Source organism: Pseudomonas sp. 43(2021) (assembly GCF_017490805.1).
In the GTDB taxonomy this organism is placed as follows: Bacteria; Pseudomonadota; Gammaproteobacteria; order Pseudomonadales; family Pseudomonadaceae; genus Aquipseudomonas.
The window spans coordinates 59,381-74,070 of record NZ_JAFGYJ010000020.1 but is presented as its reverse complement, the minus strand read 5'-3'; the positions used below and the strand labels follow the sequence as shown (position 1 = coordinate 74,070).

15 protein-coding genes are annotated in these 14,690 nt (G+C 62.0%); 4 read left to right on the top strand and 11 right to left on the bottom strand.

Annotation, left to right across the window (positions count from 1 at the left end; translation table 11 throughout):
• Nucleotides 1–3: 3 nt before the first annotated feature.
• The 3 genes from J5M71_RS17960 to colR form a co-directional block, all read right to left on the bottom strand.
• Nucleotides 4–687 (bottom strand): class I SAM-dependent methyltransferase, encoded by a 684-nt coding sequence (locus J5M71_RS17960; RefSeq protein ID WP_207834569.1) that lies wholly within the window; start codon nt 685–687, stop codon nt 4–6.
• Nucleotides 688–797: 110 nt separating this feature from the next.
• Complete coding sequence (locus J5M71_RS17955) at nt 798–2,105, bottom strand: HAMP domain-containing sensor histidine kinase (protein WP_207834567.1); 1,308 nt, start codon at nt 2,103–2,105, stop codon at nt 798–800.
• On the bottom strand, nt 2,095–2,778 hold the full coding sequence (gene colR / locus J5M71_RS17950; RefSeq protein WP_063913285.1) for a two-component system response regulator ColR: 684 nt from the start codon (nt 2,776–2,778) through the stop codon (nt 2,095–2,097). Before colR ends, J5M71_RS17955 begins: the two co-directional genes overlap by 11 nt.
• 183 nt (nt 2,779–2,961) lie before the next feature.
• Between colR and J5M71_RS17945 the strand changes: the two genes are divergently transcribed.
• Nucleotides 2,962–3,690 carry a phosphatase PAP2 family protein gene (locus J5M71_RS17945; protein WP_207834565.1) on the top strand — a complete coding sequence of 243 codons (729 nt, stop codon included), beginning with the start codon at nt 2,962–2,964 and terminating at the stop codon, nt 3,688–3,690.
• Between the two features lie 151 nt (nt 3,691–3,841).
• Nucleotides 3,842–4,777: an RHS repeat-associated core domain-containing protein gene (locus tag J5M71_RS17940; RefSeq protein WP_207834557.1), complete on the top strand. Its 936-nt coding sequence runs from the start codon at nt 3,842–3,844 to the stop codon at nt 4,775–4,777.
• A gap of 80 nt (nt 4,778–4,857) precedes the next feature.
• On the opposite strand, the gene groL is transcribed toward J5M71_RS17940, so the two are convergent.
• From groL to J5M71_RS17915, 5 genes are all read right to left on the bottom strand, one after another.
• Nucleotides 4,858–6,498, bottom strand: coding sequence for a chaperonin GroEL (gene groL / locus J5M71_RS17935; RefSeq protein ID WP_063913287.1), 1,641 nt, complete (start codon nt 6,496–6,498; stop codon nt 4,858–4,860).
• Between the two features lie 48 nt (nt 6,499–6,546).
• Nucleotides 6,547–6,840 carry a co-chaperone GroES gene (locus J5M71_RS17930; protein ID WP_003260750.1) on the bottom strand — a complete coding sequence of 98 codons (294 nt, stop codon included), beginning with the start codon at nt 6,838–6,840 and terminating at the stop codon, nt 6,547–6,549.
• Between the two features lie 334 nt (nt 6,841–7,174).
• Nucleotides 7,175–7,636 (bottom strand): FxsA family protein, encoded by a 462-nt coding sequence (locus tag J5M71_RS17925; RefSeq protein ID WP_063913288.1) that lies wholly within the window; start codon nt 7,634–7,636, stop codon nt 7,175–7,177.
• Nucleotides 7,637–7,703: 67 nt separating this feature from the next.
• Complete coding sequence (locus J5M71_RS17920) at nt 7,704–8,435, bottom strand: DUF2470 domain-containing protein (RefSeq protein WP_063913289.1); 732 nt, start codon at nt 8,433–8,435, stop codon at nt 7,704–7,706.
• Between the two features lie 182 nt (nt 8,436–8,617).
• A complete protein-coding gene (locus J5M71_RS17915) occupies nt 8,618–9,628 on the bottom strand; it encodes a DUF481 domain-containing protein (protein WP_207834555.1) in 1,011 nt (336 codons plus the stop codon).
• 166 nt (nt 9,629–9,794) lie between these two features.
• Between J5M71_RS17915 and J5M71_RS17910 the strand changes: the two genes are divergently transcribed.
• Together J5M71_RS17910 and J5M71_RS17905 are read left to right on the top strand one after the other, a co-directional pair.
• Nucleotides 9,795–10,148 carry an MGMT family protein gene (locus J5M71_RS17910; protein ID WP_085592113.1) on the top strand — a complete coding sequence of 118 codons (354 nt, stop codon included), beginning with the start codon at nt 9,795–9,797 and terminating at the stop codon, nt 10,146–10,148.
• Between the two features lie 43 nt (nt 10,149–10,191).
• Complete coding sequence (locus J5M71_RS17905) at nt 10,192–11,739, top strand: AmpG family muropeptide MFS transporter (protein WP_013974096.1); 1,548 nt, start codon at nt 10,192–10,194, stop codon at nt 11,737–11,739.
• A 132-nt stretch (nt 11,740–11,871) separates the two neighbouring features.
• Here the strand turns inward: J5M71_RS17905 and J5M71_RS17900 are convergent, their stop codons facing one another.
• From J5M71_RS17900 to J5M71_RS17890, 3 genes are all read right to left on the bottom strand, one after another.
• The gene (locus tag J5M71_RS17900) at nt 11,872–13,116 is read right to left on the bottom strand and encodes an MFS transporter (RefSeq protein WP_207834553.1); all 1,245 of its coding nucleotides are present in this window, start codon (nt 13,114–13,116) and stop codon (nt 11,872–11,874) included.
• A 116-nt stretch (nt 13,117–13,232) separates the two neighbouring features.
• Nucleotides 13,233–14,075 (bottom strand): mechanosensitive ion channel family protein, encoded by an 843-nt coding sequence (locus tag J5M71_RS17895; protein ID WP_207834551.1) that lies wholly within the window; start codon nt 14,073–14,075, stop codon nt 13,233–13,235.
• Nucleotides 14,076–14,188: 113 nt separating this feature from the next.
• Nucleotides 14,189–14,674: a YajQ family cyclic di-GMP-binding protein gene (locus J5M71_RS17890; protein ID WP_013974099.1), complete on the bottom strand. Its 486-nt coding sequence runs from the start codon at nt 14,672–14,674 to the stop codon at nt 14,189–14,191.
• Nucleotides 14,675–14,690: the final 16 nt, after the last annotated feature.

The following is a 14,690-nucleotide window of genomic DNA, read 5'->3' as shown; positions in this document are numbered from 1 at the left end:
ACACTACCCCTTACGCAATACATAGACCCGCCACATGGCATAGAACGGCAGGAAGTCGAGGCGTTCCTGGATTCTGAAGCCGGCGGCTCGGAATTCTTCTTCGACCGTTTCGGCCGGTAACACAAATCGGTTCTGGTAATTGTCCTGGTCGCCCTTCCTGGCGCTGCGACGCTGTTCCAGCTTCTTCCGGCGCCAGGCTTTGAAATTACCGTCCACCCACAATGACAGGATCACACTATCACGGCTAACCCGTTGAAATTCCGAAAGAATGGTTTTTCTGTGGGCCGCTTCGCCAATGTGGTGGAACAGGCGCATGCAGAAAATGCTGTCCACCGAGTTGTCTGGCAAGTCGATGGCAAACGCCGATGTCTGCAAAGGACGTACCCGCGCCACCACCTCTGGCGGTTGCGCGGTACAGGCTGTCTCGATCATCGCTTCGGAGTTGTCGGCGCCGATGATCACCCGGTTGGGCTTTTCTGCCAGCAACGGCCAGAAGCGGCCGGCACCGCATGGCAGGTCGAGGACCAGGCCAGGCTCACCCGCCAATGCCAGGGCGCGACGCGCCAGCTGCTCATCTCGCTTGTGGGAAAGGCGACGCGCCAGGCCATCCTGGTGCTTGAGAAAGTACTCGCGCGCATGTTCTTTGTCGTACTTCTCGGAAAATTCAAGCTTGATGGGGCTACGCATTGGGCATCTCCTGACTCCATTCCGCCCACATTAGGTAAGCGAGCGTAGGAATCAGGTCATGCCGATGTGAAAAAAATGTTGAGCCCCGCATGACCTGTTACGACAAATTACTAGACCAAAGCCTCCGGGTTGCCCTTGGCCGCAGTATTGCTCAGGTCCACCCTGAAACGGCAGCCGTGCGGCAAGGTCGATGTCAGGGTGACACGCCAGCCCTGGTCGTCACAGATCCGCTGCACCAGCGACAGGCCCAGGCCCAGGCCCTCGCCGCGCCGCTCATCGCCGCGCACGAACGGCCGGAACATCGCCTCGCGCTGTTCTTCCGGGATACCCACGCCACTGTCCTCTACGCTGAAACCGTTGGCTTCCAGGCTCAGGCGGATGTAGCCGCTGTCGGTGTAATGCGCAGCATTGCGCAGCAAGTTGCCCATCACCGACTGCAGGAAGGTGGCGTTGTACAGCACCGGGCTGGCACTGACGCGGCCATCGAAATACAAGGCCAGGCCTTTCTGCTCGATGGTGTCGCGCCAGACCCCGACGAGTTCGTCGGCCACTTCCCGCAGGGTGGCCCGTGAAGCCACCGCGCCCTCGTCGCGCTGTGCCCGGGCCAGCATCAGAAAGGTCTTGACCAGTTCACGCATTTCTTCCGTGGCACGCGCCACACGTTCCACCTGGCTGCGCGAGCGGGCGTCCAGCGTCGGGTTCTCCATCAGCAGTTCGCACGAAGTGGCCAGCACCATCAAGGGCGTGCGCAGTTCGTGGCTGACGTCGCTGGTGAACAACCGTTCGCGGGTCAGCGCATCGCGCAGGCGGCCCAAGGTATCGTCGAAGGCTACCGCCAGCTGGCCGACTTCGTCCGCGGCATAGTCCGGCGCCAGCGGCGGGGCCAGGCCCAGCAACTGGTCGCGGTGACGAACCTGGCGCGCCAGGCGGATCACCGGCGCCATCACCCGACGCGCCACCAACCAGCCGAGGATGACCGCCAGCACCAGGCTGAGCACGAAGCCCACTACCACTACCGCAAACAGCACGCGCTCGCGCTCTTCGAAGTCGCTCTGGTCCTGCAGCAGCACATAACGGCGGCCATCGACGATCTCGACCATGGCGTGGTACGACAGCTGGTCGCGGAATACCTCGTGGAAGCCGCGGTCGAGATGACGCAGGTCCTTGGGCAGCTCGAAGTCGTCACGCCCGCCACTGAAGTAGAACAACTGGTCGGGGCGTGGCCGGTGGCTCCAGTCGCTGACGCTGTCCATGCGCAGCAGGCGCTGCAGGTCACCGCCCAGCACCGAGGAAATCAGCCGCTCTTCGACCAGGTGCACGGTGCCGACAATGCCGAAGGCGAAGGCCCCGGCCACCAACGCGCTCATCAGGGCAAAGGCGATGATGATGCGCTGGGCAAGGCTTTGCTTAAACTCCATCACGGCCCTCGGCGAGGCGATAGCCGACGCCATGGACGGTATGCAGCAGCGGTTTTTCGAACGGCTTGTCGATCACCTGGCGCAGTTGGTGCACGTGGCTGCGCAGGCTGTCGCTGTCGGGGCAATCATCGCCCCACAGGGCTTCCTCCAGCACTTCGCGGCGCAATACGTGCGGGCTTTTCTGCATCAGCACCGCCAGCAGCTTGAGGCCGACCGGGTTGAGCTTGAGCAGGCGGCCCTGGCGGCTGACTTCAAGGGTGTCGAGGTCATAGCTGAGGTCGGCCACCTGCAGGGTGCGGCGCCCGCCACCCTGGGCTCGGCGCAGCACAGCTTCGATGCGGGCTGCCAGCTCCGACAGGGCGAAGGGCTTGAGCAGGTAGTCGTCGGCACCGGAGCGGAAGCCTTGCAGGCGGTCGTCCAGTTGGTCGCGGGCGGTGAGCATGATCACCGGCGTGTCACGGCGGGCGTCTTCGCGCAGGCGCTTGCACAGGGTATAGCCGTCGATGCCGGGCAGCATGATGTCGAGCACGATCAGGTCGTAGTGCTCGGTGGCAGCCAGGTGCAGGCCGGACAGGCCATCCTGGGCGCAGTCGACGGTGTAGCCTTTCATGCCCAGGTAATCGGCCAGGTTGGCCAGGATATCGCGGTTGTCTTCAACCAAAAGAATGCGCATCGGTTTCTCCTGTGCGGCGCTTCTCGCTGTGGTGCGCGGCAGGCGCAGCTTAAGGCCTATGCCTGCAGGGTGCCAGCCCCAGGGATAATTCACCGCACTTGACGGTTTTTTCACTGATCCTTCACGGACACAGGATAGCGGGCGGTCGACAATGCCCGATCTTTTTCGCGCCCTGGAGCCGTCATGCAGCAACCAACCCGCCCTCGCCCGATCAATTTCTGGCTGTACCTTGGGCTCCCCCTGGCGACCGCGCTGGGCTTGATCCTGCTGGAACTGACCTCGATCGACATGGACATTGCCAACCTGTTCTTCGACCCTGCTGCCGGGCAGTTCATCGGCCGCCACAGTTACTTGCTGGAGAACATCCTGCATGACCGGGTCAAGCAAGTGGTGATCCTGCTGGGCGTGCTGTCGCTACTGACCTTTGCCGCCAGCTTCTTCGTGAAGCGCCTGTTCGGCTGGCGCCGTGAACTGGGCTGCCTGGTGCTGGCACTGGGCCTGTCCACGGCGTTTGTCACGCCGCTGAAAAAGGTCACCCAGGTGCAGTGCCCGTGGAGCCTGACCCAGTTTGGCGGCACCGAGACCTACAGCAAGCTGCTGGAACCGCGACCGGCAACCGAAAAGCCCGGGCTGTGCTGGCCGGGCGGGCATGCGGCGACCGGGTTCTGCCTGTTTGGCTTGTTCTTCATGCTGCGTGACCGCAAGCCGCGGCTGGCGCGGGTGGCATTTGCAGTGGCGCTGATAGCCGGCTCAGTGCTGTCGGTTGGCAGGATGATGCAAGGGGCGCACTTCCTTTCGCATAACGTGTGGACGGCGGTGTTCTGCTGGTTGATCGGGTTGGGGTCGTATTACCTGGTTCTGTATCGTCGGGGAATGGCTGAGGTACCTGCCGCTGAGCGTAGCGTCGCCTGACCCAGGGGCCGCTTTGCGGCCTACTCACAGTTGCAGGTGCAAAACGGCACAGCGCTCCTGGCATTAAGCCTTACCTGACATTTTTACCAGTGTCTTCGACTCAAGTTATCGGCCACACTTTCCAGGCCAGATGAGAAGAGCTTGAAATTCGATGACTACTCGATGCAATTTCTTTTACCTCAGCAGCCAATTAAGTGTAGAGCTGTCCGAAACGCAGTCGCGCTACGCATTTCAAGCAAGTCATCACTTGCTGGCCCAGCTTCATTCAACGGCAAGCAATGCGGCACTGCTCACCACTGACACTCAAAATACAGTGCAGCACTGGCATCTCGCAGGCAGTACGCTGCAATTCGTCCATAGCGTCTATGGACATTGCAGCGATGCCTCAGCAGCATTGCTTTTTCTCAGCTTCAGCGGGCAGCATCTCGACATCCCCACCAATGCCTACCTCTTGGGATCAGGCTATAGGGCTTATAGTCCGACGAAAATGCGGTTTCACTCACCGGATACCTTGAGCCCGTTCGGCGCAGGTGGGCTCAATGCTTACGCTTACTGTGCAGGGGACCCAATCAATGCCTCTGACCCCAGCGGACATTCACGGCTACGAAGGTCCAACTCAGTACCAACCCTGCACGCCCAACCTAAATTGCGAAGACTCTCCATGCCAGAACTACAGGGTGTACCTGCAGGGCTAGAAAAAATTTCGCACCTGCCGCCCATGGACAAGATTCTTTCACATCTGGGTAATAAGGATCTCATAAACCTTTCCCAAACATCCAAAGCGCTCGCGAACACCATCGGCGCCCGCTCTTTGCATAGGGCTAAACAGCTTTCCGATTCAATGGAGATTCTCGCTGCAGCTGAAGGTAATCGGGAGGGTATTCTGCCAAAACATGCTTTAGAAATGGCCGCTGAGCGCTACCCTGATTACAAACCTGGAGCCAAGGATCTCATGAAGGTGTGGCAGACCTCTAGAGAGGCAGACAGTTATCAGGGAACTTCAACCACGACCTCCGTGTTTGTTGGTCCCCGCGGAATCCTCGGCATCCGGCAAGGACATCAAAAGCATTACCTATCGCCCATCTGACTTTGACATTAACCTTGAAAGCAAAAAGCCCCGGCTCTCACGAGCCGGGGCTTTCTGATGGTGCAGGGGGTAAGGCTGGCTTACATCATGCCGCCCATGCCACCCATGCCGCCCATGTCAGGCATGCCAGCAGCTGGCTTGTCTTCCGGCAGGTCGGCAACCATGGCTTCGGTGGTGATCATCAGACCGCCGATCGAAGCAGCAGCTTGCAGCGCCGAACGGGTGACCTTGGCTGGGTCCAGGATGCCCATCTCGATCATGTCGCCGTATTCGCCGGTGGCAGCGTTGTAACCGAAGTTACCCGAACCTTGCTTGACCTTGTCAGCGACAACGCTTGGCTCGTCGCCGGCGTTGGCAGTGATCTGGCGCAGCGGCGCTTCAACGGCGCGACGCAGCAGGGCGATACCGACGTTCTGGTCTTCGTTGTCGCCTTTGAGGTTGGCAATGGCAGCCAGGGAGCGAACCAGGGCCACACCACCGCCAGGCACCACGCCTTCTTCAACGGCTGCACGGGTAGCGTGCAGGGCGTCTTCAACGCGGGCTTTCTTCTCTTTCATTTCAACTTCGGTGCCGGCACCCACCTTGATCACGGCAACACCGCCAGCCAGCTTGGCCAGACGCTCTTGCAGCTTCTCACGGTCGTAGTCCGAGGAAGTCTCTTCGATCTGGGCACGGATCTGCTTGACGCGTGCTTCGATCTCGCCGTCGGCGCCAGCGCCGTCGATGATGGTGGTGTTTTCCTTGGACAGGATGACGCGCTTGGCGTTACCCAGGTGCTCCAGGGTAGCGGTTTCCAGGGACAGGCCGATTTCTTCGGAGATGACCTGGCCGCCAGTCAGGACGGCGATGTCCTGCAGCATGGCCTTGCGACGGTCGCCGAAGCCTGGGGCCTTGACCGCTGCAACCTTGACGATGCCGCGCATGTTGTTGACTACCAGGGTAGCCAGGGCTTCGCCTTCAACGTCTTCGGCAACGATCAGCAGTGGGCGGCCGGCCTTGGCAACGGCTTCCAGAACTGGCAGCAGCTCACGGATGTTGGAGATCTTCTTGTCGACCAGCAGCAGCAGCGGGCCTTCCAGCTCGGCAACCATGGTGTCCGGCTTGTTGACGAAGTACGGCGACAGGTAGCCACGGTCGAACTGCATGCCCTCTACAACGGACAGTTCGTTTTCCAGGCCCGAGCCTTCTTCAACGGTGATCACGCCTTCTTTACCGACTTTTTCCATGGCTTCGGCGATGATCTCACCGATGGAGTTGTCGGAGTTGGCGGAGATGGTACCTACCTGGGCGATGGCCTTGGAGTCGGCGCATGGCTTGGACAGGTTCTTCAGCTCGGCGACAACGGCAGCGGTGGCCTTGTCGATGCCGCGCTTCAGGTCCATCGGGTTCATGCCGGCAGCGACGGCTTTCAGGCCTTCGTTGACGATGGCCTGAGCCAGAACGGTAGCGGTGGTGGTGCCGTCACCGGCAGCGTCGTTGGCCTTGGAAGCAACTTCCTTGACCAGCTGGGCGCCCATGTTTTCGAAAGCGTCTTTCAGCTCGATTTCTTTGGCGACGGATACGCCGTCCTTGGTGATGGTCGGCGCGCCGAAGCTCTTGGCCAACACTACGTTGCGGCCTTTCGGGCCCAGGGTAGCTTTTACCGCGTCAGCCAGAACGTTGACACCAACCAGCATTTTTTTACGAGCGGAATCGCCGAATTTTACGTCTTTAGCAGCCATGATCGTTTAATCCTTGGAATTCTTTGGAGTAACGGGAAGTCGGGGAAATCAGCCTTCGATAACGGCGAGAATTTCGTTCTCGGCCATGACCAGCAGGTCTTCGCCATCGACTTTCACGGTGTTGCTGCCCGAGTAAGGGCCGAAAACCACTTTGTCACCCACTTTCACGGCCAGCGCACGCACTTCGCCGTTGTCCAGGATGCGACCGGTGCCGACGGCGACAACTTCGCCGCGGTTTGGTTTTTCAGCGGCCGAACCTGGCAGGACGATACCGCCAGCGGTTTTCGATTCTTCTTCGCTGCGACGGATGACTACGCGGTCATGCAGAGGACGAAGCTTCATTGTCGATCTCTCCCAAATAGTGGTTTTCATCGGCCGGTGTCGACACCGGCGGGTTGATGCTGTCCGGCGTTGCCGGGGGTGGCCCGCAATGGGCGAACCACCTGAGTTATGCCTGGTGTTGCCACCAGAAACCTTGCGGTGACCACTACATGAGGCCGCCATATTCAATTACAAGGCTTGCTTCAGAAAATTTTTCACTAGCGTCTTTGGCCCCGTAAAAAGCTGGGGCCGCTTCGCGCCCCTTTCGCGACACAAGGCCGCTCCCACAGGAGGTATGCGTCCCCTGCCGGAGCGGCCTTGCGTCGGGAAAGGGGCGCGAAGCGGCCCCCGGTTGTTACTTGTCGCGGCGCTCGTACTCGCCTTCGATCACGTTCGGACGGTGCCCGCCATCACGCGGCTGTGCCTGGAACGGGTCGTCCTGGAAGGCGCGCTGGCGCATGGCCTGGGCCTCGGCACGCTCGCGCATCTTGCGCGCAGCCAGGTGACGGGTGAATGGCAGCAGGCACAGCAGGCCCAGCACGTCGCTGATGAAACCTGGCAGCAACAGCAGGCCACCACCAACAGCCAGCATCATGCCCTGGAACATGTCCTCGGCGGGCAGTTCGCCGCGCTGCAGGCTTTCACGGGCGCGCAATGCGGTGGCCAGCCCGGCCACCCGCATCACCAGCACACCCAGGGCGGAGCCGGCGATGATCAGCAGCAGCGCCGGGAAAAAACCGATGGCGGCACTGACCTTCACGAAGACGAACAGCTCCAGCACGGGAAACAGGAGAAACAACAATAGAAAAGCACGCATCAAAGCATTCCTCGTTGGAAGAGAACCTTCCTGTAAGACCAACAGATGGATGCGTGCGCTCGGCTTTTCAACCCTCGACTTCCGTCGCAACCGGCCACTGGTCGGCGCGGGCCAGTAAAACCAGGGCTTCGCGGACTTGTGTCGGTGTGTTGCAAGTACTGGGGAAAGGTAACCAGTGCACCGCCTGACCAATACGCAGGTGCATGCCTTCGCTGTCCACCCCGACCATTTGCGCCGGCGCATGGCGTGGCAAATCGGTCAGCTCCACATAATGGGCGATGGCGTTGGCGTGGTCATTGTTCATGTGCTCGACCATGCTTGCCTCGGCCTTGCCGGCGAACGGGTTGGCCAGGGTCACCTGGTCGAGCCAGTGGATCGCGCCGAAGCCGCCGATGTAGCGGTGGCGCACCGGCTGCAGCACCCAGAAGTCGAAGTCGTGGGCCTTGTGGTAGTTGGCTGCGTCCGGGAAATAGCGGTAGTAACGCTCGGCGGCGGCCTCGATGGCGGCCTCCTCCACCAGCTTGTGTGCCTCGGCCATCACCGTCAGGCGCCCCACGGCCTGTACGTCCTCGGCTTCGCGCTCACCTACCAGCAGCGAGCACTTGGGGTCTTTCTGCAGGTTGTGGGTGTGCTGGGCGATGCGGCTGATCAGGATCAGCGGGTTGCCCTGGGCGTCCAGGCAGTACGGCACGACCGAGCCGAAGGGGTAGCCGGGCATCGACTTGGAATGGGTCGAGAGCACGCCGCGGTATTCCTTGAGCAGCAGCTCCCGGGCGGGACGGATGGCGTTGGTACTCACTTGGGGGCGGCTCCTGGCGGCAGACTGGATGGGGACAAGATAAGCATTATCAGATCCAGTGCCAATGGGGCTGCTTTGCAGCCCATCGCGACACAAGGCCGCTCCCACATGGACCGATGTACATCTTGCCTTTGTGGGAGCGGCCTTGTGTGGCGAAAGGGGCGCAACGCGCCCCCGGCGGTTTACCAGGTAACGCCGAAGCCTGCGGTATAGCGGGTCTTGTCCAGGTCACTGTCCCGCGTACCGGTGATGATGTCCTTCTCCGCCTTGAGGTTGAGCGAGGCCCACTCGGTGACCTTGTAGCGCAGGCCAACCTCGGCATCCAGTGCATAATCGGCCACGCCACCCAGCGGTTTGGCGAACTCGCCGTTGGTGAACAGCTGCACGTTCTTGCCGATCAGGTAGCGGGTGTAGTCCCACTTCACCGCCGCAGAATAGAAGTTGTCCTTGGCGCCATCCTGGTATTCGAAGTCGGTGCGGTTGATCAGCGAACCCAGCGAGAACGCGCCCAGTTCGTCGTCCCAGAACTGGTAACCCGGGCCGGTACCCACGGTGCGCTGGCGGGCCAGGTCTTCGATGCGGTCGCGCTTGTACTCCATGCGCCCCTGCCAGAACCACTTCTCGGTGAGGAAGCGGTCCAGGGCATACTCGGCACTCCAGTTGTCGGTGGTGGTGACGTCGTCCTTGGTCTCGCGGTTGTATTCGCCTTCGGCGTTGTGCCGCCAGCGGCCATGGCGGGCGCTGGTCTTGAAACCGACGTCGTAGTCGTCGGTGTCGTTCTCGGCGCGCTTGTAGTCCAGCGCCACGTCAACGTTGCCCTTCCACACGAAGTCCTCGACCAGCGGCTTGGGCTTCATGATCTGCTCGATGCTGGCCAGCTCCACGGTCTTCGGCGCATCGCCATTGGCCAGGGTCACCTTGCCGGGCTCGGCGGCCTTCAGCGACTTGGCCCGCTCACCGCTGTAGGCGTCCTGCTTGACCAGCATTTCCTGGTCGCTCTGCAGGGTCTGGACCTCTTTCCAGTCCAGGGCGATGGAACCGCCATAGGGGGTTTCCAGCAGCAGCTTGCCGCCGTCGAAGACTTTGATCTTGCCGCTGAGCCGATCACCGTTCTTCATCCACACGGTGTCGGCGAACACCGGGGAGGCGCACAGGGAAACAGCAAGCAGGCACAACAAGGATCTAGAATACATAAGCGGGCTATTGTTTGCAGACTACGGGTTCGATTTGACGAAAAAAGCCGGGCATTATCCAGATAACGACGACCAGAGCAAGGACAGACCGGGAGCATGCCGTTGAGTTCAACTCTCATTTGCCAGACCGCCGGTCCGGTTTCATCTGCAGCCCAGGGAGGGCCTGATGTCTGATGGATATGAACACGCCCTCGACTCCGCCGAGGGCCGACGGACGGCGCTGTATTCGGTACTCGGCCAAGTGCCGGCCGGCAAGGTGGTCAGCTATGGCCAGCTGGCCGAGCTGGCGGGGCTTGGGCGGGCGGCACGCTGGGTCGGGCGCACCCTTGGGCAACTGCCCGCGGACACCCGTCTGCCCTGGCACCGGGTGCTCGGCGCAGGCGGCCGGCTGAGCCTGGCACTGGGTACCCCGTCGGGGGATGAACAACGGGCGCGGCTGCGCGCGGAGGGTGTAAATGTAACCAACAATCGTGTGGATATGACGCGCCATGGCTGGCGCCCGATGGAGCACAGCGGTTAGAGTGCGCGCTTTGTTTTCGCAAACTTGAGGCAGATGTTGGCCCATGCCCCGTAAAACCTGGCGCGCTGCGCTTGCTGCCTATGCCAGCCCGTCAACCTTGGTACTTTTGCTGCTCGGCTTCGCCGCCGGTCTGCCCTACATGCTGGTGTTCTCCACCCTTTCGGTGTGGTTGCGCGAAGCGGGCGTGGCCCGCGAGACCATTGGTTACGCCAGCCTGATCGGCCTGGCCTACGCCTTCAAGTGGGTGTGGTCACCGCTGCTCGACCAATGGCGCCTGCCGCTGCTCGGCAGCCTGGGGCGCCGGCGTTCGTGGCTGCTGCTGTCACAAGCGCTGGTGGTGATCGGACTGGTCGGCATGAGCCTGTGCGACCCGCAGCAGCACCTGTCATGGCTGATCGCCCTGGCGGTACTGGTGGCCTTCGCTTCGGCCACCCAGGACATCGCCGTCGATGCCTACCGCCTGGAAATCGCCGACGACCAGCGCCAGGCCGCGCTCGCCGCCAGCTACATGGCCGGCTACCGGGTGGCGGCCCTGCTGGCCACGGCTGGTGCACTGTTCTTCGCCGAGTGGTTCGGCTCCACCGGTTTCAGCTACCTGCACAAGGCCTGGGCCGGCACCTACGTCATGTTCGCGGTGATGATGCTGCCCGCCGTATTCACCACCCTGATCATGCGCGAGCCACCCGTGCCCATGCGTACCCAGCTGTCGGCAGCGCGCTATGGGCTGGTGCACCAACTGGCCTCGGTGTTCGTGCTGATCATCCTGCTGGTGTCAGTACCGGCCAGCTTCACCCAGATGTTCAATACCGGCTGGTCCAGCGTCATCTCCGGTGATGCCACGCCACTGGACCTGCTGCTGGAAGACCGCGCCTTCCTGCGCCTGATCCTCTATGTGCTGCTGACCTGGGCGTGCCTGTCGAGCCTGGGCCGTCGCGGCCTGGCCCCGGTGCTGACCCCGGTCAACGACTTCATCGCCCGCTACCGCTGGCAGGCCTTGCTGTTGCTCGGCCTGATCGCCACCTATCGCATGTCGGACACGGTCATGGGCGTGATGGCCAACGTGTTCTACATCGACATGGGCTTCACCAAGGACCAGATCGCCAGCGTCAGCAAGATCTTCGGCCTGATCATGACTTTGGTCGGCGCCGGGGTTGGCGGCCTGCTGATCGTGCGCTTCGGCATCATGCCGATCCTGTTCATCGGCGGTGCGGCCTCGGCGGGCACCAACATCCTGTTCCTGATGCTGGCCGACATGGGCCCGAACCTGCAAATGCTGGTGGTAACCATCTCGCTGGACAACTTCAGCTCCGGCCTGGCCACTTCGGCTTTCGTCGCTTACCTGTCGAGCCTGACCAACCTGAAGTTCTCGGCCACCCAGTATGCGTTGCTCAGCTCGATCATGCTGCTGTTGCCGAGGCTGATCGGGGGGTATTCAGGGGTCATGGTGGAGAAGTTCGGTTACCACGACTTCTTCCTGATCACTGCCCTGCTGGGCGTGCCGACGTTGATCCTGATTGCCCTGCAGTGGCGCCAGGAAGCCGGGCCGGGCAAGCCGGTGGCTGAGGAAGGTTCGGCGGCCGAGCGGCCCTGACAGATTTGTATTGCCTGTACCGGCCTCTTCGCGGGCTGCCCGCTCCCACAGGTAAAGCACTGCCCTTGAGAGCTGTGCAATCCCTGTGGGAGCGGGCAAGCCCGCGAAGAGGCCGGTACAGGTAATCAAAGATTATTGAGTGACAGCCCCTTCCCCAGGCCGCCCACCCACCACGAACCACAGCGGCCACAGCGCCAATGCCCCCGCCACACCCGCCGCCAGGGCAAAGTGCAGCAAGCTGGCCCCGGCACCAATCATCGCCAGCACCGCCCCACCCAGCCCCAGCAAGGCAATGGTGATCATCCCCAGCATGGCCGAGACCAGGCCTTTGCTCTGCTCGCTGGCGAACAGCGTCATGCGATACAGCACCGCGTTGGCCACGCCCAACCCCAGCGCGTACAGCGACATGCCCGCCACCACGCTGGTCACGCTTGGCCAGTACCAGGTCGCCAGCAGCATCAGGCACAGGCCGGCCAGGTAAGGCCACAACGCACCGCGCACCAGCGCCGGCAGCGGATAGCGGTCGGCGATGCGGTTGATGATCAGGTTGCCAAGGATCAGTCCGCCAAACACCGGCAACTGCCACAAGGCGTACGCCATGGTGCTCAACCCCTCGTCGTGGATCAGCAGCACCGGTGACAGGCCAATCCAGCCAATCAGCGGCAAACCGACCAGGCCCAGGGCTGCGCTGCCAGCGACAAAGCGGCGGTTGGCCAGCAACTGGCCGTAACCGGCCAGCAGCGGCAGCAGGTGGATCGGCGTGAACGCCAGGCGCGAGCCGTCACGGCGCTCCACGCCCAGGGTTTCCGGCATCAGCCGGTACAGCAGCAGCCAGGCCACGACCGCGCCGATGGCAAAGGCCACGAACAGCCAGCGCCAGTCCAGCCACTGCAGCAGCAAGGTGCCCACCAGCGGCCCGAGCAGTGGCGAGAGCAAGGCGATATTGGCCAGCAGGGCCATCATGCGCACGGCGTCCGCCTCACTGAAGGCTTCGTTCAGGGCCGGGTAGCTGACCGTGACCACAAAGCCCAGGCCGATACCCTGCAGCAGGCGCAGCACGTTGAACAGGCCGATGTCGTGGACCCAGAAGGAGGCCAGGCAGGCCGCGCCGAAGAACGCGCAACCGGTCAGCAGCAACGGGCGCCGGCCATAGCGGTCGGCCAGCGGGCCGATCAGCCATTGCAGCACCACGCCGCCCAGCAGGTACAGGTTGAGGGCGTGGGGAATGTATTCGGGGCTGGCGTTCAGGTCGCCGACCACCACCGGCATGGCCGGCATGACGGCATCGCTGGCCAGGTAGGTGAGCAGCTCGAACAGGGCCAGGGTCAGGCCGAACAGCAAGGCGCGCAGGGGGGTGATGTACAGCAGTGGTTTCATGATGGCGTATCGGGTGTGGCAGGTGGGGTCAGGCTATATGCCAGAAATCCCGGGGTATTGCTGTGAACAAGTGTAAAAAAGCCGGGGCCGCTTTGTGCCCCGGCTTCAGCGCGGTATTACTGCGCTGCAGTCTCCTGCACCACGCGAATCACCCGCTGCGGGAACGGAATGTCGATCCCTTCGGCCTTCAACCGGTCACGCGCATGCTCGTTGAGCATGAACATCACATCCCAGTAATCGGCGGTCTTGGTCCACAAGCGCAACGACACGGTGATCGAGCTGTCGCCCAGGGTCGCGACCACCGCCTGCGGCGCCGGGTCGGACAGCACACGCGGGTCCTGCGCCAGCTCCAGCAACACGTTGCGGGCCTTCTGCAGGTCGGCCTCATAGTCCACGCCCACGTCGAATACCACCTTGCGCGTCGGCTGGCGGTTGGTGTTGGTGATGATGCCGTTGGACAGGCTGCCGTTGGGCATGATCACGGTCTTGTTGTCACCGGTACGCACCACGGTGTGGAAGATCTGGATGCTGTCGACGGTACCGGCCACGCCTTGCGCCTCGATCCAGTCGCCGATGCGGAACGGGCGGAATAGCAGGATCAGCACACCACCGGCGAAGTTTGCCAGGCTGCCCTGCAACGCCAGACCGATGGCCAGCGTGGCACCACCAATCGCGGCCACGAACGAAGTGGTCTCAATGCCGATCATCGAGGCAACGCTGATCGCCAGCATGACCTTGAGGATGATGTTAGCCAGGGTGCGGATGAAGCCCTGCAGTGCCGGGTCTTGTACGCGCAAACCCACCAGCCTGGCGAGTCGATCACTGACCACGTTGGTAAGCCACCAGCCGATCGCCAAGGTCAGCAGTGCCAGCAGCAGGCGGCTGCCGTATTCCATGATCAAGGGGACCCAGGTCTGCGATTGGCGGACCAGCTGATCGACTTCAGCGCTCAAATCCATATTCATCTCCTGATGCCGAGCGGCATGTACACGTATAGCAGGCCGCCGTCGGTTCGGCGGCCATGGCCCCCATGGACATCATTACGCCATCGGGGTTCCGGACAACCCTGCGATCAGTCGCGGAAGTTGTTGAACTGCAGCGGCATGTCGAATTCCTTGGTACGCAGCAGGGCAATGGCTTCCTGCAGGTCGTCACGCTTTTTACCGGTAACGCGCACCTGCTCGCCCTGGATCGCGGCCTGCACTTTCAGCTTGGCATCCTTGATGGTGGCGACGATCTTCTTCGCCAGGTCCTTGTCGATGCCTTCGCGGAACTTGGCTTCCTGCTTCTTTTCCTTGCCCGAGGCGTACGGGTCCTTGGTTTCCAGGCACTTCACGTCGATCTTGCGCTTGACCAGCGCCAGGCGCAGGATTTCCAGCATCGCTTCGAGCTGGAACTCTTCCTCGGCGGTGAGCATCACGGTCTGCTCTTTGTCCTTGAACTCGAAGGTACCCTTGCCCTTGAGGTCGTAGCGGCGGTCCAGATCCTTGATGGCGTTGTCGACCGCGTTCTGCACTTCGTGCTTGTCCAGTTCCGATACCACGTCGAACGAAGGCATGGTTGTTCTCCCAAAA